This is a genomic window from Bacteroides fragilis NCTC 9343 (assembly GCF_000025985.1).
GTDB lineage: Bacteria > Bacteroidota > Bacteroidia > Bacteroidales > Bacteroidaceae > Bacteroides > Bacteroides fragilis.
The window spans coordinates 202,719-225,105 of the sequence record NC_003228.3; the positions used below are offsets into that span (position 1 = coordinate 202,719).

21 protein-coding genes and 1 pseudogene are annotated in these 22,387 nt (G+C 40.9%); 17 read left to right on the plus strand and 5 right to left on the minus strand.

Features of this window, described 5'->3' with window-relative positions:
* Nucleotides 1-54 precede the first annotated feature (54 nt).
* Nucleotides 55-1,125 carry a glycosyltransferase family 2 protein gene (locus BF9343_RS00850; protein WP_010991932.1) on the minus strand — a complete coding sequence of 357 codons (1,071 nt, stop codon included), beginning with the start codon at nucleotides 1,123-1,125 and terminating at the stop codon, nucleotides 55-57.
* A 420-nt stretch (nucleotides 1,126-1,545) separates the two neighbouring features.
* Here BF9343_RS00850 and BF9343_RS00855 point away from each other — a divergent pair, with 420 nt between their 5' ends.
* Nucleotides 1,546-3,381, plus strand: coding sequence for an ABC transporter ATP-binding protein (locus BF9343_RS00855; RefSeq protein ID WP_005783855.1), 1,836 nt, complete (start codon nucleotides 1,546-1,548; stop codon nucleotides 3,379-3,381).
* Nucleotides 3,382-3,383: 2 nt separating this feature from the next.
* Nucleotides 3,384-4,616, plus strand: a complete 1,233-nt coding sequence (locus BF9343_RS00860) for a hypothetical protein (protein WP_009291364.1) — start codon at nucleotides 3,384-3,386, stop codon at nucleotides 4,614-4,616.
* Between the two features lie 3 nt (nucleotides 4,617-4,619).
* Here BF9343_RS00860 and BF9343_RS00865 read toward each other — a convergent pair whose 3' ends face one another.
* Complete coding sequence (locus tag BF9343_RS00865; RefSeq protein WP_005783859.1) at nucleotides 4,620-5,249, minus strand: ribonuclease H1 domain-containing protein; 630 nt, start codon at nucleotides 5,247-5,249, stop codon at nucleotides 4,620-4,622.
* 119 nt (nucleotides 5,250-5,368) lie between these two features.
* Between BF9343_RS00865 and BF9343_RS00870 the strand changes: the two genes are divergently transcribed.
* From BF9343_RS00870 to BF9343_RS00920, 11 genes and pseudogenes are all read left to right on the plus strand, one after another.
* Complete coding sequence (locus tag BF9343_RS00870; protein WP_005783862.1) at nucleotides 5,369-5,971, plus strand: nitroreductase family protein; 603 nt, start codon at nucleotides 5,369-5,371, stop codon at nucleotides 5,969-5,971.
* Nucleotides 5,972-6,476: 505 nt separating this feature from the next.
* A pseudogene (locus BF9343_RS24135) lies at nucleotides 6,477-6,702 on the plus strand (hypothetical protein).
* Nucleotides 6,703-6,806: 104 nt separating this feature from the next.
* Nucleotides 6,807-7,346 carry a shikimate kinase gene (locus BF9343_RS00880; RefSeq protein WP_005783866.1) on the plus strand — a complete coding sequence of 180 codons (540 nt, stop codon included), beginning with the start codon at nucleotides 6,807-6,809 and terminating at the stop codon, nucleotides 7,344-7,346.
* Nucleotides 7,347-7,492: 146 nt separating this feature from the next.
* Nucleotides 7,493-9,991: a tetratricopeptide repeat protein gene (locus tag BF9343_RS00885; RefSeq protein ID WP_009291366.1), complete on the plus strand. Its 2,499-nt coding sequence runs from the start codon at nucleotides 7,493-7,495 to the stop codon at nucleotides 9,989-9,991.
* Between the two features lie 7 nt (nucleotides 9,992-9,998).
* Entirely contained in the window at nucleotides 9,999-11,765 is a 1,767-nt protein-coding gene (locus BF9343_RS00890) for an HSP90 family protein (RefSeq protein ID WP_010991933.1), read from the plus strand.
* An 8-nt stretch (nucleotides 11,766-11,773) separates the two neighbouring features.
* Nucleotides 11,774-12,853 carry a hypothetical protein gene (locus BF9343_RS00895; protein WP_005796795.1) on the plus strand — a complete coding sequence of 360 codons (1,080 nt, stop codon included), beginning with the start codon at nucleotides 11,774-11,776 and terminating at the stop codon, nucleotides 12,851-12,853.
* Nucleotides 12,854-12,910: 57 nt separating this feature from the next.
* A complete protein-coding gene (gene speA / locus BF9343_RS00900; RefSeq protein WP_005783873.1) occupies nucleotides 12,911-14,803 on the plus strand; it encodes a biosynthetic arginine decarboxylase in 1,893 nt (630 codons plus the stop codon).
* Between the two features lie 139 nt (nucleotides 14,804-14,942).
* Entirely contained in the window at nucleotides 14,943-15,716 is a 774-nt protein-coding gene (gene argB / locus BF9343_RS00905; RefSeq protein WP_005783875.1) for an acetylglutamate kinase, read from the plus strand.
* Nucleotides 15,717-15,777: 61 nt separating this feature from the next.
* A complete protein-coding gene (locus BF9343_RS00910) occupies nucleotides 15,778-16,287 on the plus strand; it encodes an RNA polymerase sigma factor (RefSeq protein ID WP_005783878.1) in 510 nt (169 codons plus the stop codon).
* On the plus strand, nucleotides 16,277-16,786 hold the full coding sequence (locus BF9343_RS00915; RefSeq protein ID WP_010991934.1) for a hypothetical protein: 510 nt from the start codon (nucleotides 16,277-16,279) through the stop codon (nucleotides 16,784-16,786). The genes BF9343_RS00910 and BF9343_RS00915 overlap by 11 nt, the downstream gene beginning before the upstream one ends.
* A 4-nt stretch (nucleotides 16,787-16,790) precedes the next feature.
* Nucleotides 16,791-17,267 (plus strand): DUF4252 domain-containing protein, encoded by a 477-nt coding sequence (locus BF9343_RS00920; RefSeq protein ID WP_005801902.1) that lies wholly within the window; start codon nucleotides 16,791-16,793, stop codon nucleotides 17,265-17,267.
* A 187-nt stretch (nucleotides 17,268-17,454) separates the two neighbouring features.
* On the opposite strand, the gene BF9343_RS00925 is transcribed toward BF9343_RS00920, so the two are convergent.
* A complete protein-coding gene (locus tag BF9343_RS00925; RefSeq protein WP_005783884.1) occupies nucleotides 17,455-18,234 on the minus strand; it encodes a head GIN domain-containing protein in 780 nt (259 codons plus the stop codon).
* Nucleotides 18,235-18,253: 19 nt separating this feature from the next.
* A complete protein-coding gene (locus BF9343_RS00930; protein WP_005801900.1) occupies nucleotides 18,254-18,988 on the minus strand; it encodes a head GIN domain-containing protein in 735 nt (244 codons plus the stop codon).
* A gap of 120 nt (nucleotides 18,989-19,108) precedes the next feature.
* Between BF9343_RS00930 and BF9343_RS00935 the strand changes: the two genes are divergently transcribed.
* On the plus strand, nucleotides 19,109-19,807 hold the full coding sequence (locus BF9343_RS00935; RefSeq protein WP_005783888.1) for a YgjP family zinc-dependent metalloprotease: 699 nt from the start codon (nucleotides 19,109-19,111) through the stop codon (nucleotides 19,805-19,807).
* A gap of 161 nt (nucleotides 19,808-19,968) precedes the next feature.
* On the opposite strand, the gene BF9343_RS00940 is transcribed toward BF9343_RS00935, so the two are convergent.
* Complete coding sequence (locus tag BF9343_RS00940; RefSeq protein WP_005783889.1) at nucleotides 19,969-20,367, minus strand: hypothetical protein; 399 nt, start codon at nucleotides 20,365-20,367, stop codon at nucleotides 19,969-19,971.
* 106 nt (nucleotides 20,368-20,473) lie between these two features.
* Between BF9343_RS00940 and BF9343_RS00945 the strand changes: the two genes are divergently transcribed.
* The 3 genes from BF9343_RS00945 (at nucleotide 20,474) to BF9343_RS23545 (ending at nucleotide 22,363) form a co-directional block, all read left to right on the plus strand.
* Nucleotides 20,474-21,529, plus strand: coding sequence for a winged helix-turn-helix domain-containing protein (locus BF9343_RS00945; RefSeq protein ID WP_010991935.1), 1,056 nt, complete (start codon nucleotides 20,474-20,476; stop codon nucleotides 21,527-21,529).
* A gap of 160 nt (nucleotides 21,530-21,689) precedes the next feature.
* Entirely contained in the window at nucleotides 21,690-21,917 is a 228-nt protein-coding gene (locus BF9343_RS00950; protein ID WP_005783893.1) for an NVEALA domain-containing protein, read from the plus strand.
* A gap of 179 nt (nucleotides 21,918-22,096) precedes the next feature.
* The gene (locus tag BF9343_RS23545; protein WP_005783894.1) at nucleotides 22,097-22,363 is read left to right on the plus strand and encodes a hypothetical protein; all 267 of its coding nucleotides are present in this window, start codon (nucleotides 22,097-22,099) and stop codon (nucleotides 22,361-22,363) included.
* Nucleotides 22,364-22,387: the final 24 nt, after the last annotated feature.

Below are 22,387 nucleotides of genomic sequence, written 5' to 3' on the forward strand. Positions count from 1 at the left end.
ATACAAATGTAATACTTATTTTGAAATAAAGGACTTTTATATTGCTCTTATTGTTTAGATATAAAGAATTGATCTCATAGCCGTAGCCAAAGAGGTTGCCACTCGTCTTACAAAGAAGAATTCTGTTGTCGATTTTACCGTTCTTGCCGGAATATATTTTCTGTAGGTGATAATTACTGAGGCATACGCATTAAAATAATTATATACGAAAAAGCGTCTTAGGGTGGCTGCAACTCCTATTTCCCAATTCCTTAAATAATCATAAGTATGTGCTATTTCGAAAGCATCATTGATATACTTCTTCTTTAACGAAGAAGGCGGCAAAATAATAATGTGATTAATAAAATGAAACGTTTTTTGAACCAACTTTTTGGGCTTCCTTACTTTTATGTTATTTTCGGCAGCAAACTGAAATTGCTCATGTAACGCTTGTAAATATTGAAACTCTTTGAGCGGATTACGTGTGCTGTTTGTAATGCTGCCCGGTCGGGTTCGATAATGGTATTTAGGAGTCTGCAATAAAACGATTTTCCGGGCTTTATGAAATACTTTATAACATAAAGCTATGTCTTCAAAACTCCATCCTACCGGAAAACGGAGTTCTGTAAACAATTCACGTTTGAATAGTTTCTCCCAGATATAATTTTGGATTATTTTGTCTTCAATTAAAGTCGCTATTGCTTTTTGAGAACTAAAAATCTTTGTCTTTTTTGATTTATATTTTACTTTTGTTCTGTTGGGCAGTTCTGTATAGTGTGTACAAATTGAAATATCAGCTTGATGTTCGTATATCAAGTGATATAGAGTCTCGTACATATCCTCATCAACCCAGTCGTCACCATCAACAAAACCGATGTATTCTCCCGTAGCCACGTCTAACCCTGCATTACGTGCATCGCTGAGTCCTCCATTTCTTTTATGGATAACTTTAATCCGTTCGTCTTGTTCGGCAAATTCATCGCAGATAGCAGGCGAATGATCGGTTGAGCCGTCATCTACCAAGATGATTTCAATATTTTTGTAGGTCTGATTGATTAAGGATTGTATGCATTCAGAAGCATATTCTGCTATATTGTATATAGGCACAATGATGCTAATAAGCGGCAGAGGTTTATTTACTTCCATTCTTTTAAGCAGGTTTAGGTAATTGCTATATTCTATATTTTATATAGTTTGTGCAAAGATAGAACGTTTATATTAGAATGTTACTAAAAAATGGAGAAAAGTGGGATACTTTTATAATATTTAGAGGTTCTAAAACTAAATTGGGGTCTAAATGTAAGTGTAACAGCACTGTTTGTTCTTGTCGGCGAGTTATAATTTTTGCTATATGTGACTTTGATCGGAATTAATAGGGGGGATAGCTTTTGTGGTGGAGAGTGATTGAAAATGGAATGATCTGTTTTAATATATTGGTTATTATTTCGATAACAAATGTTAGTTATTGGGCTTGAAGTAAGAAATATAGTGTAGGTTTATGCGATGATTTATAAATTCACTAAAGATTTTCTGTTATCTTTGTGCCCTAAACATAAATAAGATATAATGAAGGAATTCTTTCAACTCATGCGGCGGTTTGTGTCGCCTTACAAGAAATTTCTGGGATGGGCTGTATTCTTAAACTTGCTGTCGGCTGTTTTTAATATATTTTCGTTTACTTTATTGATTCCGATTCTTCAGATTCTTTTTAAGATGGACAATAAAGTCTATGAGTTTATTCCTTGGGATGCTGCGGGAGAGGGCTTGAAGGACATCGCTGTGAATAATTTCTATTATTATGTGACTCGGATGATTGAAATAAACGGTCCTTCTCTTACATTGCTGTTTTTGGGTTTGTTCCTGGCATTCATGACTTTATTGAAAACATCGTGCTATTTTGCTTCTTCCGCAGTGATGATTCCTTTGCGTACGGGAGTCGTTCGTGATATCCGCATCATGGTTTATTCTAAAGTGATGAGTTTACCATTGGGTTTCTTTTCAGAAGAGCGCAAGGGAGACATCATTGCCCGTATGAGTGGTGATGTGGGTGAGGTTGAAAACTCGATTACAAGTTCATTGGATATGTTGATCAAGAATCCGATTCTGATTGTCATGTATTTTGGAACGTTGATTATCACCAGTTGGCAACTGACTTTGTTTACATTGTTAGTGGTTCCGGGTATGGGATGGATCATGGGTAAAGTAGGTAAAAAATTAAAGAGGCAATCACTTGAGGCGCAGGCTAAATGGAGTGATACGATGTCTCAACTTGAAGAAACTTTGGGGGGACTCCGTATTATTAAGGCTTTTATCGCCGAGCAAAAAATGATAAATCGTTTTACGGAATGCAGTAATGAGTTTCGTGACGCTACCAATAGGGTTGCCATGCGTCAGGCATTAGCGCATCCGATGAGTGAATTCTTGGGCACATTGCTTATTGTGGTTGTATTGTGGTTTGGCGGATCACTGATATTAGGAAATCACTCTTCCATTGATGCTCCTACATTTATCTTTTATATGGTAATTCTTTATAGCGTTATCAATCCCTTGAAGGAATTTTCGAAAGCCGGATATAATATCCCTAAGGGACTGGCTTCTATGGAGCGTGTCGATAAGATACTGAAAGCAGAAAATAAGATTGTGGAGATTCCGAACCCGAAACCGTTGAATGGGTTGGAAGAACAAGTTGAGTTCAAAGATATTTCTTTCAGTTATGATGGGAAGAAAGAAGTACTTCAACATATTAACCTGACTGTACCCAAGGGTAAAACCGTTGCTTTGGTTGGGCAGTCCGGTTCAGGAAAGTCTACGTTGGTAGATTTATTGCCACGCTATCACGATGTGCAGGAAGGGACGATTACTATAGACGGAGTCAATATCAAGGATGTTCGTATCTCTGATTTGCGCAGCCTGATAGGAAATGTCAATCAGGAAGCTATTTTGTTCAATGATACATTCTTCAATAATATTGCTTTCGGCGTTGAGAACGCGACTATGGAGCAGGTGATTGAGGCCGCCAAAATAGCCAATGCACACGATTTTATCATGGAGAAAGAAGACGGTTACCATACTAATATCGGTGACCGGGGCAGCAAGCTCTCCGGGGGCCAACGCCAGCGCATCAGCATAGCCCGTGCCATCTTGAAGAATCCTCCCATTTTGATTCTTGACGAGGCTACTTCCGCTTTGGATACTGAGTCAGAGCGTTTGGTACAGGAAGCGCTGGAGCGTTTGATGAAAACACGCACGACGATTGCTATTGCCCACCGCCTCTCTACCATCAAAAATGCAGATGAAATTTGTGTGCTGTACGAAGGGGAAATTGTAGAACGCGGAAAACACGAAGAATTATTGGCTAAAAACGGATATTATAAACGACTGAATGATATGCAGTCACTATAGACATGACAAAAAAATGGCAATATTTATGTAGATGCCTTTTAGTATTAGTTTTTATAGGAGGAGTTATCCCCGCAAAGGCGCAACTGGTAGAGCGAGTTTGCCGTACCGATTATAAAATAAGCCCCGAACGAAAAGGAGAACTTCTTCTGGAGTTGGACAATATCAGCTTTTTCAAAGACAATGAATTTGCCGGTACAGTGATAAAAGGCTATTCATTGCCGGGACTCTGGATACAACCCAAATTTGTATATTATCCTTTGAAGAATATCAAATTGGAAGGAGGAGTCCATATGTTGTGGTTTAGTGGGGCTTATCGATATCCGAGTGTTTCTTATCAAGACATAGCACTGTGGAAAGGTGAACAATATCAGAAAGGTGCTCATCTTTTGCCTTTTTTCCGGGCACAAATATCGATGAAATCAGTAGACTTGATTTTAGGGAATATATATGGAGGCTCCAATCATGGACTGATTGCACCTTTGTATAATCCGGAGTTGAATTTGACTGCCGATCCGGAGACGGGTTTTCAGGTATTGGCAGGTGCTCCCTGGATCGATCTGGATGCTTGGATTGATTGGCAGAGTTTTATCTTTCGGGATGATACTCATCAGGAAGCTTTTACTGTCGGATTATCTACACGGTTCAAGTTGAATGCCCCTTCTTCGACTTTCCATTGCTATATTCCTTTGCAAATATTGGCGCAACATCGCGGAGGCGAGATCGACACGATTCGTGAGAGTTCAGTACAAACGTTGATGAACGGTGCCGTAGGGGCAGGAGTGACGTGGAACATCGATCGCCGGATTTTGAAGCGTGTTAATGTAGAACTTGATGCTGCCGGTTATTATCAACAGAAAGGTGAGTTATGGCCTTATCATAAGGGCATTGGAGTCTATAGTAGTGCTTTTGTTGATTTGGGCAACTTCCGCGTAAAGATGGGGCATTGGATCTGCAACGATTTCATTACGATGTTTGGAATTCCCTATTTCGGAACAGTATCTACCAAGAAAGAGGGTATAACTTATGATAAACCGCAAACTCTGTTCTGTTCGATAGAGTATTCCCGCATGTTCGGGAAGCATTATGCACTGGGATTGAAGGCCGATGCATATCAGTTTTTCCCGGGGACAATGCGGAGTGCCAATGGAGAATTAACTTCTCCCGGTAGCACTACCAGTTTTTCTGTCGGAGTCTATTTCCGGATTAATCCATCATTTTTATTGAAGAAGTTTTAGAGTCTATTTTCTTCCGAAGTCTGCCGGGATTTCTCCCCATTCTCTGGTTTCCCATTTCAATATGGGAGTGGTATACTTATTTTCTTTAAGCCATTTTTCTGCGCGTTCTATCAATACAAACAGGGCTTCAGTTTCTGCCGTACGGGAGAGTTTCGTCTTGCATTTTTTTTGTTTCACCCAACTGATTGCGTTTGCACTGTCGCTATAGATTGGCATGTCGAACCCTTTCTGCTTCAGCAAAGCAAGACCGTGTACGAGTGCCAGAAACTCGCCGATATTGTTGGTACCTTTCATCGGGCCGAAATGAAAAATTTCTTGCCGGCTTGCCACGTGGACACCACGATACTCCATCGGGCCCGGATTGCCACTGCATGCAGCGTCCACAGCGAGGCTGTTTTCTATGACTGCTGCCGGTAGCATCTCAGTGGAAGGTCCGGTTGTTTTTTTCTTTGCATTTTTACCAATATAAGCATAAGGTGATGCAGCGAAAGCTCGTTCTGCTTCTTCCCGGTTATCAAAAGATTTATATTTGGCACTGTCATATCCCTTCACCTGAAGCTGACATTCGGTCCAGGAGGTATAAATACCAGGAGTGACTCCATCCCATACAACGTAAAATTTTTGTTTGCCCATATTTGATGTTTCAACTTATCGGGTGGTAAAGGTACGAATATATTCCATTACCGAACAACTTTCGTTTGTCAGTTGTTTTAATTTAAAAGAATCAATCTAATAAAGAAAGGAGTATTTTTATGAAAAAATCCTTCGAAGAGGCCCTCAAACACAGAAGGACCTATTATTCGATAACAAACCAGTCTCCGGTTTCTGATGAGGAAATAGAGCGGATTGTCAATTTAGCTGTCACTCATGTGCCTTCTGCTTTCAACTCTCAATCGACTCGTGTAGTGCTATTGTTGGGTGAGAATCATAAGAAATTATGGCATATCGTAAAAGAAACATTGCGAAAGATCGTCCCACCGGAAGTTTTTAAAACGACGGAAGCCAAAATCGACAACTCTTTTGCAAGCGGATACGGAACTGTTTTATTCTTCGAAGATCAGTCGGTCGTTAAGGGATTGCAGGAAGCATTCAGCAGTTATAAGGATAACTTCCCCGGGTGGTCGCTGCAGACTTCTGCGATGCATCAGCTGGCTGTATGGACGATGTTGGAAGATGTCGGCTTCGGAGCTTCTTTGCAACATTACAATCCGCTGATCGATGAAGAAGTACGCCATACCTGGCATTTGCCTGAAGAGTGGCATCTGATTGCCGAAATGCCGTTTGGACTTCCGGTACAGGGACCTGGCGATAAAGATTTTAAAGATTTGGATACCCGGGTCAAGGTATTTAAATAAGGTTTATTTGTTTCACCGAAGGAGGGGATATCGTTTTATCTTTGGTCAAGACTTGTTGAGTAGCATTACATCGCTTTGTGTGCAATGTGTTATGATTAAGTCTTTTATGAAAAAGAACGGCATCCTTATCCGAGTTTGCATGCCTGTGCTCATAAGCCCGCATATTCGGGCTCATGGACACAGGCATGCGGGCTTATGGGCCTCCGTATTGCCTGAAAAACAGAGGGTGTAAGACGGAAGATCGAAATGATTTTTTGGGGTTCTTCTTCGAATTTGGTGGTAAGTTTTCTTTTACTCATGGAATCTAATTCAGTTTTCGGACGTGTAAGCCCTCTTTTATAGTTGACAAAAAAGGAAGTATCCCGGCTTTCACCCGAAGAGTCCATCCGTGAGGTGAGGAAGCTAATCTTAGACTAAATCATCTGAAAATCAATGTCTTTAAAAAGTAAGATTTCTCTCCTCAAAAGCTTTGTTTTAACACAGAGTTAAAACTTGTTCTTTGGATGTGAATAAGAAGTTCTTTAAATGCAAAAGGCTTGTTATTTGCGCACAAGAACCTGCCAACTGCAAAAGACGTTAACAATGTTAATTGAAGAAAGGTATAAAGATGAAGATACCGGTTCAGACGACGTAAATTCACTTCCGAAGCTTGAGCTATCTTATTCAGCCGATGTCTGTTTTTTCTTATTAAAGCAAAAAGGACAATAATCAACTTGAAAAAAAAGAAATAAAGAATTTACCACCAAATTTGAAGAAGAACCCGAAAAGTTACCATGTGGGTCATTCGGTGTTCTCTCAATAAATATCTATCTTTGTGCGAAAATGCCGTTTGCTTATGATCCGTATATTTCTGACCGGCTATATGGGAGCCGGAAAAACCACGTTAGGAAAGGCTCTCGCACGAGAACTGCACATCCCATTTATCGATTTGGACTGGTATATTGAAGAGCGTTTTCACAAAACGGTCGGAGAGTTGTTTTCTGAACGGGGAGAAGCCAGTTTTAGGGAACTTGAAAAGAACATGCTACATGAAGTAGGTGAGTTTGAGGATGTGGTGATCTCTACAGGAGGAGGGGCGCCTTGCTTTTTCGATAACATGGAGTATATGAATCGGGTGGGGACTACCGTCTTTCTGGATGTAGACCCCAAGGTATTGTTTAGCCGGTTGCGGGTTGCCAAACAACAGCGCCCTATATTGCAGGGGAAGAAAGATGACGAACTACTTGATTTTATCGTACAGGCACTCGAAAAACGTGCGCCTTTTTATCGTCAGGCTAATTATATCTATTGTGCAGACAAACTGGAAGACCGTAGTCAGATTGAAACATCCGTGCAACAACTGCGTAAACTTTTGAACTTACATATAGCAAGCTAAATTTTAAGAAACCTTATTTTCTGCTTCGGCTATCCCTTTTTTCTTCTCTATCCTTTGTTCAGTCGGCCAATATTACTATCTTGCAGTCGCTGTGAGGTTTTATGCCTGTCAGTGTGTTACAACATAAATAAAACGATCAGACAATTATGGAAACTTTAAAAGAGAAATTCGAAGCCCTGGCCCATCGTATCCAATCATCCGGAAAACCGGCTGCCGCATGGTTCCCTCAATTTACACCTGTCACTTTGTTGAACGCCGAAAATTGGTGGGAAGCACTTGCTGTGTGCGAATATGCCTTGGACACCCATGAGGACGAAGCACTGACAGCCGGATTTTTTGAATTAATATTCAGTGCATACGATTGTAACGTAGAAGTGGATCTTAATGAGGAAGAGTATGCCTACTGGTGGGAGAAAGTGATCAGTGTATGCGATCGTGTGGCTGTATTCAACGGTGCCGGGTGGTCACAGAAAGGTGCACAATATTCGGAAGCCCGTTATGGGAAACGTGATCTCAGCCTGTTATTCCCTTGCTATGAAAAAGCGGCGGAAATGGGAAGCCCGGAAGCAGAGGCAACCGTTGCTTATTGGCGTTATATGGGTTTCTACTGCGAACAGGATAGGGCAGAAGGAGAGCGTCGATTTGCAGCTTTATCCTCACCCGAAGCTTTGCTATGGGGAAAATATTACCGGGCTTATGCCGAGCAGCACACCGGCAGTAAAGAGAAAGCCCTGCTTATGCGAAAAGAGTTGCTTGACGAACTTCCCGAAGGCCATCGCCTGCGTGCCCATGTATATGCCGCGATGGGCGACGCACTTGATATAGAAGAAGGAAGTGTGGCTGAAGAAGCGGCATGCTATGAGAAGTCGCTGGAACTTGTTCCTAATCTATATTCTTTAAAAAATCTGGCAACTCTCTATTTCCGCTATCCGGAACTAGGGAAGCAAAAAGAGCTGGCGTTTGAGTTGTGGGAGAAAGCCTGGCATGCAGGTGTATGGTCTGCAGCTAATTTCCTTGGATATAACTATCAGGAAGAAGAGTGGCTCGATATGCCTAAAGCCATTGAATGGCTGGAGAAAGGGATGCTTTATTGTGAATCATATTGTGCCTATGAATTAGCATTGATCTATCTTTATAATGATGAGTATAAGAATGTGGAACGTGGGTTGATGTGCCTGCAGCGCTGTGTCGACGACAATTATGTAGAAGCTATCGAGACGCTTGCCAATGTTTATTTCAACGGTGAATTGGTGGAAGAGAATATCTCGTATGCCTGTCAGTTGTTGGAGAGAGCTATCGAGCTGGGGTCCGGTAGTGCAGCCTATCGTATCGGCTGGATGTATGAGCGTGGATTGCTTTCTGAAGAACCGGATTATCAGAAGGCTATGGAGTATTATGAAAAAGCTGTGTCTATGGACAGTGCTGACGGGTATGCACGGGCGGCTCTTTATTTGGCTAATGGTTATTCCGGAGTTACGGATGCCGGGAAGTCAAAGGCCTATTATGAAAAAGCGGCAGAGCTGGGTTCATGTTTTGCAATGGTAGAATTGGCATTCTTATACGAAAATGGTGAGGTGGTAGAACAAAGTTATGAGAAAGCTTTCGACTTGCTCCAAAAAGCTGCCGGACAGGAGTATCCTTATGCGATGTATCGTGTAGGACTTTATTTGGATAGGGGAGTCATCGGTGAGCCACGGCCCGAAGAAGCGTTTGCATGGTATGCAAAGGCAGCCGAACGGGGAGATGGAGATGCGATCTTCGCTCTTGGGCGTTGCTATAAGAATGGAATTGGTACGGAAGAGAATCCGGATAAGGCTCTTGAATGGTTTACTAAGGGTGCAGAGAATAACGAACCCCGTTGTCTTACAGAAATGGGGTTGGCTTATGAATACGGTAGTGGGATAGAAGAGAATCCTCATCAAGCTGTTGAATATATGACAAAGGCTGCCGAACAAAATTATGGTTATGCCCAATTTAAAATGGGAGACTACTTTTTCTTTGGTTACGGTGCCTGTCCCGAAGATAACAAACAAGCTGTGGAATGGTACGAGAAGGCTGTTGCAAATGATATACCTTTGGCTATGTTGCGTATGGGTGAATATTACCTTTACGATTATGACAAACTGAATGAGTCGGAGAAAGCTTTCAGCTACTTCAAGAAAGCGGCTGAAGCAGAATGTTATAATGAAGGGCTGGGAATCTGCTACGAGATGGGTATCGGTGTGGAAGACAATGAAACAGAGGCATTCAAATATTATACTTTGGCTGCGGGCAGTGGCAATGTTATGAGTATGTATCGCACCGGATTGTGTTATTACAACGGAGTAGGTGTAAAACAGAATTATACAGAAGCTTACCGATGGTTTAATGATGCCGCCGGAAATGACAATGTGGCTTCGTATTATTATTTAGGTAAGATGCTGATGTATGGCGAAGGCTGTGTGCCCGATGCGGAAGCAGGGCTTCAATGGTTGATGAAAGCTGCTGAGCATAATAGTGACAAGGCGCAGTTCGAATTGGGCAATGCCTATTTGATGGGTAATGGAGTAGAGGAGAATGATGAGATCGCTATGGAGTGGTTTGAGAAAGCAGCCGAAAACGGAAACGCGAAAGCCTTGAAAATTACTGGAAGAAGACAACGATAAAAACAGAATGGAAAAAGAAGGTAATAATCTGTTTCAGGTCAATCTTAAAGGTATGATTGCCCTGTTGTCAGAGCATATTTATAGTAATCCGAATACTTTTGTCCGGGAGTTATTGCAAAATAGTGTGGATGCCATCACTGCATTGCACAACATCGATGAAAATTACTCCGGACGTATTGATGTCTTCCTGAATGGGGATGGCTCGATGGTCTTTCAGGACAATGGAATCGGACTGAAGGAAGAGGAGGTATACCGTTTCCTCACAGTGATAGGTGAAAGTTCAAAGAGAGACACTCCCGATGCCGACGATTTTATCGGTCGGTTTGGTATCGGCTTGTTGTCTTGTTTTGTGGTGACCAATGAAATCAGGGTAGAGAGCCGGTCGGCAATGGGGGGAAATCCTGTTTGCTGGTGCGGAAAGGTGGACGGTACTTATCAGACTACTTTCCCCGATGAAGAGTGGGAGATCGGTTCAAGGGTTGTGTTGAGGCCTAAAAATGAATGGGCTCATCTGTTCGAATACGAAGTGTTTAAAAAGATATTGGTAAATTATGGAGAAGTCTTGCCATATCCTGTCTATTTACATGGTGGAGAAGAAGAAGAGTTGGTTAATACCCCATCGCCCGTCTGGCTTGATCCGAAAGCTACCCGGAAAGAGTTATTGGATTATGGGACAAAGGTCTTCCAATCGTCTGCCCTGGATGCATTTCCTATACGGACAGAGCATGGACGGATAGAAGGTGTACTCTATGTATTGCCTTTCCGTACGCAATTCTCTGTGCGTAATTCGCATAAAGTATATCTGAAGCGGATGTTGCTTAGTGAGGACGATTGCAATCTGTTGCCTTCTTGGGCATTTTTTATTCGTTGCCTGGTGAATGCCGACGGACTGCTTTCCACAGCCTCCCGCGAATCATTTGTCAGCAACGATTCATTGAAAGATGCCCGGAAAGAGATTGGGGTCGCTATCAAGGAATATCTCCGGGCTTTGGTGCAGAACAATCGGTCCGTTTTTAATAAAATACTGGATGTTCATCACTTTCACATTAAAGCCATTGCTTCGGAAGATAATGAGTTACTTCGTCTGTTTATGGATTATCTTCCGTTTGAGACGAATAAGGGAATAAGAAGTTTCGGTAGTATCCGTTCGTCAAATAATACTATTTATTATACACGCAATCTGGAAGATTTCAGGCAAGTGCGCAGAATAGCCGGTGCACAAGGCAGGCTGGTAGTTAATGCTGCTTATACATTCGATGAAACGTTGTTGAAAAAATATATCCGGCTTAATCAAGAATTGTCTTTAGAGGAGATTTCACCTGCCCGTCTGTTGGAAGAGTTTGCCGAAGTAGAGGGTAATAAAGAGCACCGGTCTTTTGAAACGAAAGCCAGTGAACTTTTGAAACGTTTTGGGTGTATTTGCCGGTTGAAGCATTTCACTCCGGTGGATACTCCGGTTATATTCGTAGCCGAAGAAAAAGAAGAGAACAGTAAAGTCGCCAATAATCCGTTGGCGGCGGTATTGGGCTCGGTAAATGCCAAAAAACGTTTGCCACCCACATTGACTTTCAATGCCGACAATGAGATGGTGCAGACATTGCTGAGAATCCAGGGAGACAACAAGTTGTTTCAGCATGTTGTGCACATTCTGTATGTACAATCGCTTTTGCAAGGAAAATATCCCGTGAACAGTGAGGAGATGGAACTTTTCAATCACTCTCTTTCTGAATTGATGACTGCCAAAATGAATGATTTTATAAACTTTCTCAATTAAACGAAAGCATGAAATATACACTTGAAATACAAAAATTACTGTTGCAGGCACAAAACGACAACCTGCATCCCCGCGAAAAGGCCAATTTGCTGAGAGAAGCTATTCGCATTGCAGACGAGAATGAAGATGTACAATGGGCTGTGGAGATGAGATTGGATCTTATTTACGAGCTAAATCTCCTTTCGGCTGATGCTGAAGAAATTGCTGTGTTTTCTAAAATCCTGGACAGTTATGAAAATCATAAGGACCAGATAAATGAAGATGATATTTTATGGAAATATAAATGGATATGGTCTTGTACATTCGATCTTCCCAGCATACCGATGGAACAGGTAGAGGCAGTGGGAGAAGATTATAAAACCCGTATCTTGCGAAATGGTTACTCGTTGCGTACGTACTATCATCGTCTGTCTGTGGAGTATACCAAAATGAGGGAATACGCGAAAGCTAAAGAATGCATTGATAAAATGTTGGCGGAAAAAATGGATGATCTGACTTGTGAGGCATGCGAACTGAATTTTATGTTGGATTATTATCTTGAAACCGGGCAGTTTGAGGAAGCTTATAATCGTGCCCAACCTTTAATTACCAGACAGGTCTCTTGTTATGAAGCTAACCTGAGAGCCTATATGAAGTTGGCTTATTATGCCTGTAAAGCCGGGAAGCCGGAAATTGCTGCCGATATGTGTGCACGGGCTGAAGAAGCCTTGGTTGGGAGAGAAAAAGATGAATATTTGTTGCTATATCTCGGGTTGTTTATTGCCTATTATTTTATGACCCATCCGGATCGGGGCTGGGAGTATGCAGAGCGTTGTATTCCCTGGAGCCTGAATACTAATATGCAGAAAAAATATCGTTTTTCGTGTGATATGGTAGAGGCTTTGAGTTATGAATCCCGTGAAGAAGTCAGTTTGTCCCTGCCGGAAGAATTTCCGCTTTACCGGGCAGACGGAATATACTCAGTAGCTGCATTGCGTGATTATTTTTATAAACAAGCTACCCAATTGGCAAGCTTGTATGACACACGTAACGGAAATAACGGATATCAGGAACGATTATTTAATGTCAATTTAATTGGCAACCTGTAGATTAATACGTATTTTTGCCGTCCAATTATTTATTAAAAACAACTGAATAACAGAAAAATGAGAAAGTGGCGTATTGAAGATTCTGAAGAACTTTACAACATCACAGGTTGGGGGACTTCATACTTTGGTATTAATGACAAGGGTCATGTTGTTGTTACACCGCGGAAAGATGGCGTAGCCGTCGATTTGAAAGAATTGGTCGACGAGTTGCAGTTGCGTGATGTAGCGGCTCCGATGCTCGTACGTTTTCCGGATATTTTGGATAACCGTATTGAAAAGACTGCCTATTGTTTTAAACAGGCATCTGAAGAATATGGATATAAAGCCCAGAATTTTATCATCTATCCGATTAAAGTGAACCAGATGCGCCCGGTTGTTGAAGAAATAATCAGCCACGGCAAGAAATTTAATCTGGGACTTGAAGCCGGTTCCAAACCGGAATTGCATGCTGTAATTGCCGTCAATACCGATTCTGACTCTCTTATTATCTGTAATGGATATAAAGACGAAAGCTATATCGAGCTTGCTTTGCTGGCACAAAAAATGGGTAAGCGCATTTTCTTGGTCGTTGAGAAAATGAATGAACTGAAACTGATTGCCCGCATGGCAAAACAGTTGAATGTGCAGCCTAATATCGGTATTCGTATCAAACTGGCTTCTTCGGGAAGCGGCAAGTGGGAGGAGTCCGGAGGGGATGCCAGCAAGTTTGGTTTGACTTCCAGCGAACTGCTCGAAGCACTCGATTTCCTCGAGAGTAAGGGAATGAAGGACTGCCTGAAACTGATCCATTTCCATATCGGAAGCCAAGTGACAAAGATACGTCGCATCAAAACAGCATTGCGGGAAGCCTCTCAATTTTATGTGCAGCTTCATGCAATGGGATTCAATGTTGAATTTGTTGATATTGGCGGAGGGCTTGGAGTCGATTATGACGGAACCCGTTCGTCAAGCAGCGAGAGTAGCGTGAACTACTCTATTCAGGAGTATGTCAACGACTCTATTTCTACGTTGGTAGATGCCAGTGATAAAAACGGTATTCCCCATCCTAATATCATCACGGAGAGTGGCCGGGCCTTGACAGCACATCATTCTGTGTTGATTTTCGAGGTGCTCGAAACGGCTACTTTACCTCAATGGGATGATGAAGAAGAGATTGCTCCGGATGCACACGAACTGGTACAAGAACTTTATGGTATCTGGGATACGCTGAACCAGAATAAGATGCTCGAGGCGTGGCATGATGCCCAGCAGATACGTGAAGAAGCACTTGATTTGTTCAGTCATGGAATTGTGGACCTGAAAACGCGTGCTCAGATCGAACGTCTTTATTGGTCAATTACTCGCGAAATCAATCAAATAGCCGGTGGGTTGAAACATGCCCCCGATGAATTCCGTGGATTGTCCAAGTTGTTGGCCGATAAATATTTCTGTAATTTTTCACTTTTCCAATCACTGCCGGATTCTTGGGCAATCGACCAGATTTTTCCGATTATGCCCATTCAGCGTCTGGATGAGAAGCCGGATCGTTCGGCCACTTTGCAAGATATAACCTGTGATTCCGATGGGAAAATAGCCAATTTTATCTCTACCAGGAATGTGGCACACTATATGCCGGTTCATAGCTTGAAGCAGAAAGAGCCTTATTATGTTGCGGTATTCTTGGTAGGAGCTTATCAGGAAATTCTGGGTGATATGCATAACTTGTTTGGAGATACAAATGCAGTACACGTTTCTGTCAATGAGAAGGGATATAACATTGAACAGATTATTGATGGTGAGACGGTTGCCGAAGTGCTTGACTATGTACAATATAGCCCGAAGAAACTGGTTCGAACCCTGGAAACATGGGTGACAAAGTCCGTTAAAGAGGGAAAAATTTCGGTAGAAGAAGGTAAAGAATTCCTTTCCAACTATCGTTCGGGATTGTATGGATACACTTATCTTGAATAAATAGAAAGGATTACAATAAACAACGAACAACAAACGACGAGCTACAAGTTACGAATACTGCATGATATCAGTCTCGTTTCTTGTAGCTCGTGGCTTGTAATCCGTGGTTCATAACTCATAATTTGTAATGAAAGAAAAGATGAAGGAAAAACTGACAGTCATTAAAGTCGGAGGTAAGATTGTAGAAGAAGAAGCTACATTAAATCAGTTGTTGAATGATTTTGCAGCCATTGAAGGGCATAAAGTGCTGGTGCATGGAGGCGGACGTTCGGCAACGAAAATAGCCGCGCAACTGGGTATAGACAGCAAAATGGTTAATGGCCGCCGTATCACTGATGCTGAGACATTGAAGGTGGTGACTATGGTTTATGGCGGGCTGGTGAACAAAAATATCGTAGCCGGATTGCAAGCTCGCGGTGTCAATGCTTTGGGATTGACCGGGGCGGATATGAATGTAATCCGTTCAATGAAGCGTCCTGTGAAAGAGGTTGATTATGGTTTTGTAGGGGACGTAGAGCGTGTGGATTCTACGCTACTTTCCGATCTGATTCATAAAGGTGTTGTTCCTGTGATGGCGCCGTTGACGCATGACGGACAAGGGAATATGCTCAATACGAATGCAGATACCATTGCCGGAGAAACAGCAAAAGCCCTTTCTGCTATTTTTGATGTGACTTTGGTTTATTGTTTCGAAAAGAAAGGCGTGCTTCGTGATGAAAATGACGATGAGAGTGTCATCCCCCAAATTAATCATGCCGAGTTTCAACGCTACATTGCCGAGGGGGTTATTCAGGGAGGAATGATACCGAAGCTTGAAAATTCTTTTGAGGCAATTAATGCAGGTGTGTCTGAGGTTGTAATTACCTTAGCATCAGCTATTCATACAGATGGGGGAACTCGGATAAAAAAATAATTCAAAAAAAATAGGAGTACTTCTGTAACTTTTCACCAGCTCATCCGTCAACTTAATAGAGATGCAAGAAATCAGCTTCCGAGACGACATATTGCCATTGAAGGATAAACTCTTTCGTTTGGCACTCCGAATCACTTTCGACAGGGCCGAAGCAGAGGATGTTGTTCAGGATACGATGATTAGAGTGTGGAATAAACGTGAAGAGTGGACACAATTCGGATCTATAGAGGCATATTGCCTGACTGTAGCAAAAAATCTGGCTATAGACAGAAGCCAAAAAAAAGAAGCTCAGAATGTAGAACTCACACCTGAAATGGAAGAAGAATCCGAAATATCCGGGCCTTATGATCAATTGGTCAATAATGAACGGATGTCGATTATCCATCGTCTGATTAACGAACTTCCTGAGAAGCAACGGCTCATTATGCAGTTGAGGGATATAGAAGGAGAGAGCTATAAAGAAATAGCAAAAATCTTGAATCTGACAGAGGAACAGGTAAAAGTGAATCTTTTCAGAGCAAGACAAAAGGTAAAACAAAGGTATTTAGAGATTGATGAATATGGATTATAAGTATATAGAACAGCTTTTAGAGCGATACTGGCAATGTGAGACTTCTCTGGAAGAAGAATCGGAATTGCGCTCTTTCTTTTCGGAGGAAGAGGTGCCTGCTCATTTGCTCCGTTACAAAGAACTGTTTGTTTATCAGACTGTTCAACAGGAGGTAGGGCTGGGAAAAGACTTTGATGCACGTATTCTGGCTCAGGTAGAGGCACCTGTGGTAAAAGCAAAACATCTGACAATGGTCGGAAGATTTATGCCTTTATTTAAGGCTGCTGCCGTGGTTGCATTGATTTTATCATTGGGCAATGTAGCACAACATACATTCTTTGCCGATGAGGCTTTGGATTATAATTATGATGCTTACAAGGACACATACGACGATCCCGAAGTGGCTTACAAACAAGTTTCTTCTGCGTTGATGATGTTGTCTGAAGGTATAAATAAATCGCAGGATCAGGTCGTAAGAGACAGTGTAAAGGTCGAACCGGTTCGTGTGATGAAGGAATAAAATAATGAAGAGCGTTCTTTTAATGTGCTGGATGGCATTGCTGTCTGTGGCTGTTTCGGCCCAGGACTTTGCTTCACGTTTCATGGCTGAACATCAGGCAGATTCCAATCTGACTTGTGTTACGATCAGTCCGAAAATGATGGAGGAGATTATGAAAAGCGATGCTGAAAAAGATAAGGAGGTGCTGGATATGATCTCTAATCTCAAAAGCATGCAGGTGCTTACTTCTGATGTGGAAGGAAAAAAGTATTTCAATGCAGCTTTGAAGGTGGTAGAGAAGAATTCCGGTCGGTTTGAATCGTTTCTTTCTTTTAAGGACAAATCTGAGAATTGTCAGATTATGGTTCGTAAGAAAAAAAGTACGATTGTTGAACTGGTGATGTTGATGCACGAAAAGAATCACTTTGCTGTGGTAAACTTTACGGGGAATATGAGTCCGGAGTTTATTGCACAAATAAAAAGACATTTTCATTTGCTTTAAACATATAATATAGTTAGTGTGCTTAATTAAAACAACTTTTTGACTTGAGGCTGTGAAGTTTCAATTCTCTCAATTTCAATAAAAAACTAACTAAATAAATGGGCTACCGCGTGATGCAGTAGCCCTTTTATGTTTATACTACGTTGTCTTCATAGAGCGAAGTTAAACTAAGAGAGAGTTTTTATATTTAGAGTTTCTGTAGTCCTCTTTTAGAAAAGTTTATTTGCGGGTTGCCTTTATAGGCTACGTTTCCACTGCCACTGACTCCTCCTGTCAGATTTTCTGTGGCGTAACATCTTATACTGCCCGAACCGCTAATACGTGCATTGACATTCTCTACTTTTAATTCGGTAGCATTAATGTCTCCCGAACCGGCAATGTGATATTCGGCCTCGGTCGATTTGCCGTCTAGCAGTACATTTCCCGAGCCGGAAATGTTTACTTGGGTGTCGGATGTACTGATTCTTTTCAGGTTGACATTTCCTGAACCGTAAATACGTGCTGCCAGTTTTGTGCATGAGAAACTGTTTCCGCTGATGTTTCCCGAGCCATAAATAGACATTTGCAGTTCATCATGGCTTTTTATTCCATTTGTAAAAGTGGTATTTCCCGATCCATATATAGATAAGTGTTTTAATGATGGAGAAGATACTCTGATCTCGAGTTTCCCACTATTACGGATGGAGGTATTCTTTTTGAATTTAATCGTTAATGTTCGACCGCTGACAGAGGTTTCCATCAATTCAACTATATTGTCGGGGCCATAAATCTGAACGGTGGGGGCGCCCTGTTTTTGTGTATAAACAATATCCGAACTACTCATCGATTTTATTTGGTCGAATGAACCGACTTTTATATTTTTAGTGATGTAGTTGGAACTTCCACTGATTTGCTTTCCTTGCGAACAGGCTGTGATGCTGAGTAACAAAAAAGTAATTGTAAGACTCGATAGTATATATTTTTTCATGCTCTTCTGATTTGTTATATTAGATATTCTTGATAGTTCCCACTCCTTTTTTACTGAGTGATTTTATAGTAGGGCTACCTTTATATTTAATACTTCCCACTCCTCGTACGGCTGCATCAATGGACTCTGTTGCATTACAGGTTATATCTCCTACGCCTTGTGAACTGGCTTCCACTGCGTTGGCTCGTAGATTTCCCGCTTCTATGTTGCCCACTCCTTTGGAATGAAGAGCAGCTATCTGAGCTGTGCCTTCAAGCTTTACATCACCTACACCCATCGACTGAACGTTCAATTTTTGGCAAGTCAGCGATTGAATGTCCACATTACCTACCCCTTTACTTTCTATATCAAGATTATCCGTAGTTAATCCATTTTCGATATGTACATCGCCCACTCCTTTAAAGGAGATACCATTTAAGGTGGGAGATGTAATGGTTATTTTCATCTTTTTGAAGTTGCGTACCTTTTTCGATTTATCGATACTCAAAAATAGTGTATTGTCCTTTACGGCTACTTGTATCAGTGCTACGATGTTATCCGGTCCGTAGATTTGCAGATCCGTTTTTCCGTCTGTGGATTGTGTATAATAGATGTTGCCCACAGTCCCCGCATCAATCTTATTGAACTCCTTCACTTTATAGTCTCTTGTGATGAGCTTCTTGCTGGGTTGGATACCTTCACCTATTTGTATACAGCTACTCAATAAACCTGTAGTTAGCAGTAATACCGATAACATTCTGAAAATTGTTTTCATTTTATTTCGTTTTTAGAGGTTTCTATTGATTTAGACGTAAGTCGGCTATGAAAAGTTGCATCTATCTTTCTTTTTTATGCAAAATAATCCGTTTATTTGTATTTATAATTAAGAGTAACATTGGATAGGGTTATCGAAGATAAAGAGTTAGGGCGTTTGGTTGTACGCGATAATGTGCGTGCAAAACGGCTTGTTTTTCGTACGAAAGCGGATGCTATTTACATTAGTATACCTCTGGGAGTTACGATGCGAGAGGTAAAAGAGGCAATAGAGAAGTTGCGTCCCCGATTACTGGATTCCAGGCAGAAGTTGGTGCGCCCTTTGATTGACCTGAACTATCGGATTGAGACAGAATACTTCAAATTATCACTGGTTAGTGGTAAACGAGAGAGGTTTTTGGCACATTCAGAGTTGGGAGAGATGCGGATTATCTGTCCTCCAACAGCTGATTTTACAGACTCGAATTTGCAGGATTGGCTTCGAAAAGTGATTGAAGAAGCTTTGCGACGGAATGCAAAGATTATCTTGCCTCCCCGGTTGTATATGCTTTCAGAGAAGCACCGTTTACCCTACGAGAGCGTGCAGATAAATTCGAGCCGTGGGCGATGGGGAAGCTGTTCCTCTCGTAAAAAGATAAATCTCTCTTATTTCCTTGTATTGTTGCCAAAACATCTGATAGATTACGTCCTTTTGCATGAACTTTGCCATACTTGCGAGATGAATCATGGAGATCGCTTTTGGGACTTGCTAAATGGGCTTACCGATGGGAAAGCATTGGAACTACGCGAAGAGTTGAAGAGGTACAAGACTGAGATCTGACATGACAGTTACAAAACAAATGTCGTAAAGTTCTTCCCACCACAGATTTCGCCGATTATTACAGATTGATTGTCTGCACGGATAATCGGCTTTTAGTTTTTCATGAGTGTGAATCGAATCTTTTATATTCTATGGTTTAAACTGGAAAAGCTCTTGCCTTCTCATTTTTGTGGCAGCTGTTTGATACCGTCAATATCCTTTTCAAAACGGTAAGTACCTCCTTTCTCACTTAGGTCAAATGCGGCTACTGTTTCAGTTTGATTGTTTACAATCATCAGTGCACTTTGCTCTGCGAAGCGTCCGACTTCGATGGCAGTAGGTTCCTCTTTGATCTGTTTATTCATGATCAGACTGTCATTAACAAACAGTGAAATAGAATCACCCACGAAGCCTTTTGTCAACTGAATGGAGTATGTTTCACTAAAATGACGATTAGCTTCTTTTTCTCGTTGTAATCTTAAACTCATATATACAAAGATGACCACGACAAATATGACGGCAAATGCCAAAATGCCGTTTCCTACCATAAATTGCTTGTTAGTGTTAAGACGATGTGCCATAATGTTATTCTATTCTCTTTTTATAATATCCGTGATAAAGATAGTGATTTGTTTTATTCATTACAAGAATAACGATACCTTTGCTGAAATTAACTGTGAAAAACGAATGGTAATGTCTTGGGAAAAAACAATTTTTGGTTGTTTGATTGGAGGGTATGCCCTTCTTGGTTTGTTAGGGGGGAACTATGCATATGAACAAGAAGTAAAGGCATTGCATGTATATGCGGATAGTGTTTTTCATGAAGCTTTTCATGTAGAATTGCAAAAACGAGGTATGGATCAAGTGGAAAGTTGGAGATATGGATGTGAAGACTCTTTCGTCTCTTCAGTGGATACAGCCTTCAAAAAAGTTACTATACAGGACGAGTACGGTACGTATAGTTTTCGGGTTGATGCAATGAAGATTCGCAAAAATATCGTGTCTTCCCCTGGAGAGCAAGGACTGCATACTGTTGTTTGTTTAACACATCCTTTGAGTGTAGATACGTTGAATATACTATGGAGGACTATGTTGAATGAAAGACAGAAATTTCCTATTCGTACAGGATTAAAATTAACTGTTTCTGATAATAATGGAGTGGTCCGCTCTTCTTTTAGTCCGGATAGCCTTTCTTGTTTATCTTATTCTTCGATATTTACTTATTATGTAGGCTATAGATGTGAAATTGAAATCTTAGGGTTTGTATCTATATCTTTTTTCTCAGTATTTGTAAATATAGTTTGGACTCTTATTGGAGTTGTTGTTGCTTTTGTGCTTTGTGTGATTCTTACAATCTATATATATAAGTTGTCTGTTCACCCTCCTAAAATAAAAGAGGTTACTACTTATATTCAGACAGTTGCTGTTAAAAAGGGGACTCTGCCTATATACGATTTGAAAGATGATCTTAAACTGGATGTTGGTAAAGGTGTATTGATCTGCGAAAACATGGAAGTATCTCTTACTCCCCAGCAGCGTGTTCTTTTAGTTTTGTTTATTAAGGCTGAGAATCATACTCTGTCTATGTCTCAAATTATGGCAGATGTTTGGCCGGGAAAATCTATTTCTCCCGATTGTTTCCATAAAGCAATAGAACGTTTGCGTGATTTGTTAAGGCAGCTTCCTATGACCATACAAATTGAATATTTAGGGGAGGAAATTTATCAGATGCAAATTTTATAATGTTTGTATTTGAGAATTTTGTATAAGCTTTCGGATCTGCTTTCGGAGGTTTATATAGGCTTTTATTGTTTGTCAGTGAATGTCAGTCGATTCCTTCTTGTTGTTTTTTTATTCCTTTTCTTTTTCCATAGATTTGTAACCGTTAAAAACAAATCGGAGTATGAGAAATTTTTTTGTAAGTGCCTTTTTATTATTAGTCGGTATTGCCGTTATGACTGTTTGCCGAATGAATAATAAGCAATATTTGAGTGAATTGGCTTTAGTGAATGTTGAAGCGCTTGCTACAGGTGAAGGAGATGTTCCTACAAGTTGTTATGGCAGTGGTAATGTAGATTGCCCTATAAGCGATAGCAAAGTTTCCTATGTTATGAATGGGCGCAGTTTTTGAAAGAGTATTAATTTAAAAAGGAGTGAGTTGTATTATTAGTGTTTAGTAAACCCACTTTGAATCAGTCCAAGGAGGGACTAAGATATGCTTCAAATATAAAATAAAACAATTAGAGATAAGAATGGGAGGAAAGTTCTTCTCACTGATTTCTTGAAATATGAATTTTAAAAAAAATATTTATGAATTATAAGAAGAAAATTATTTGTCTTTTGGCATTATTTACAATTGTTGTTGTAAATGTGCTTAATGTCGTTGTGAAATCGGATGATGCTGAGACATTAACTCTATCTGGAATAGAAGCTGTAGCAGCTACTTATGAAAACAGTCCGGGAAACTATACTGGAGCCCATAATCAATATTGTACAAGTCCCAAAAATGCTACAGGATGTGTTTCGGATCCTGATCCAACCCGCACTTGTTCATATTCAATTTTTTGTAAAAAATAATAGTTACTTGTTCAAATGTTACCG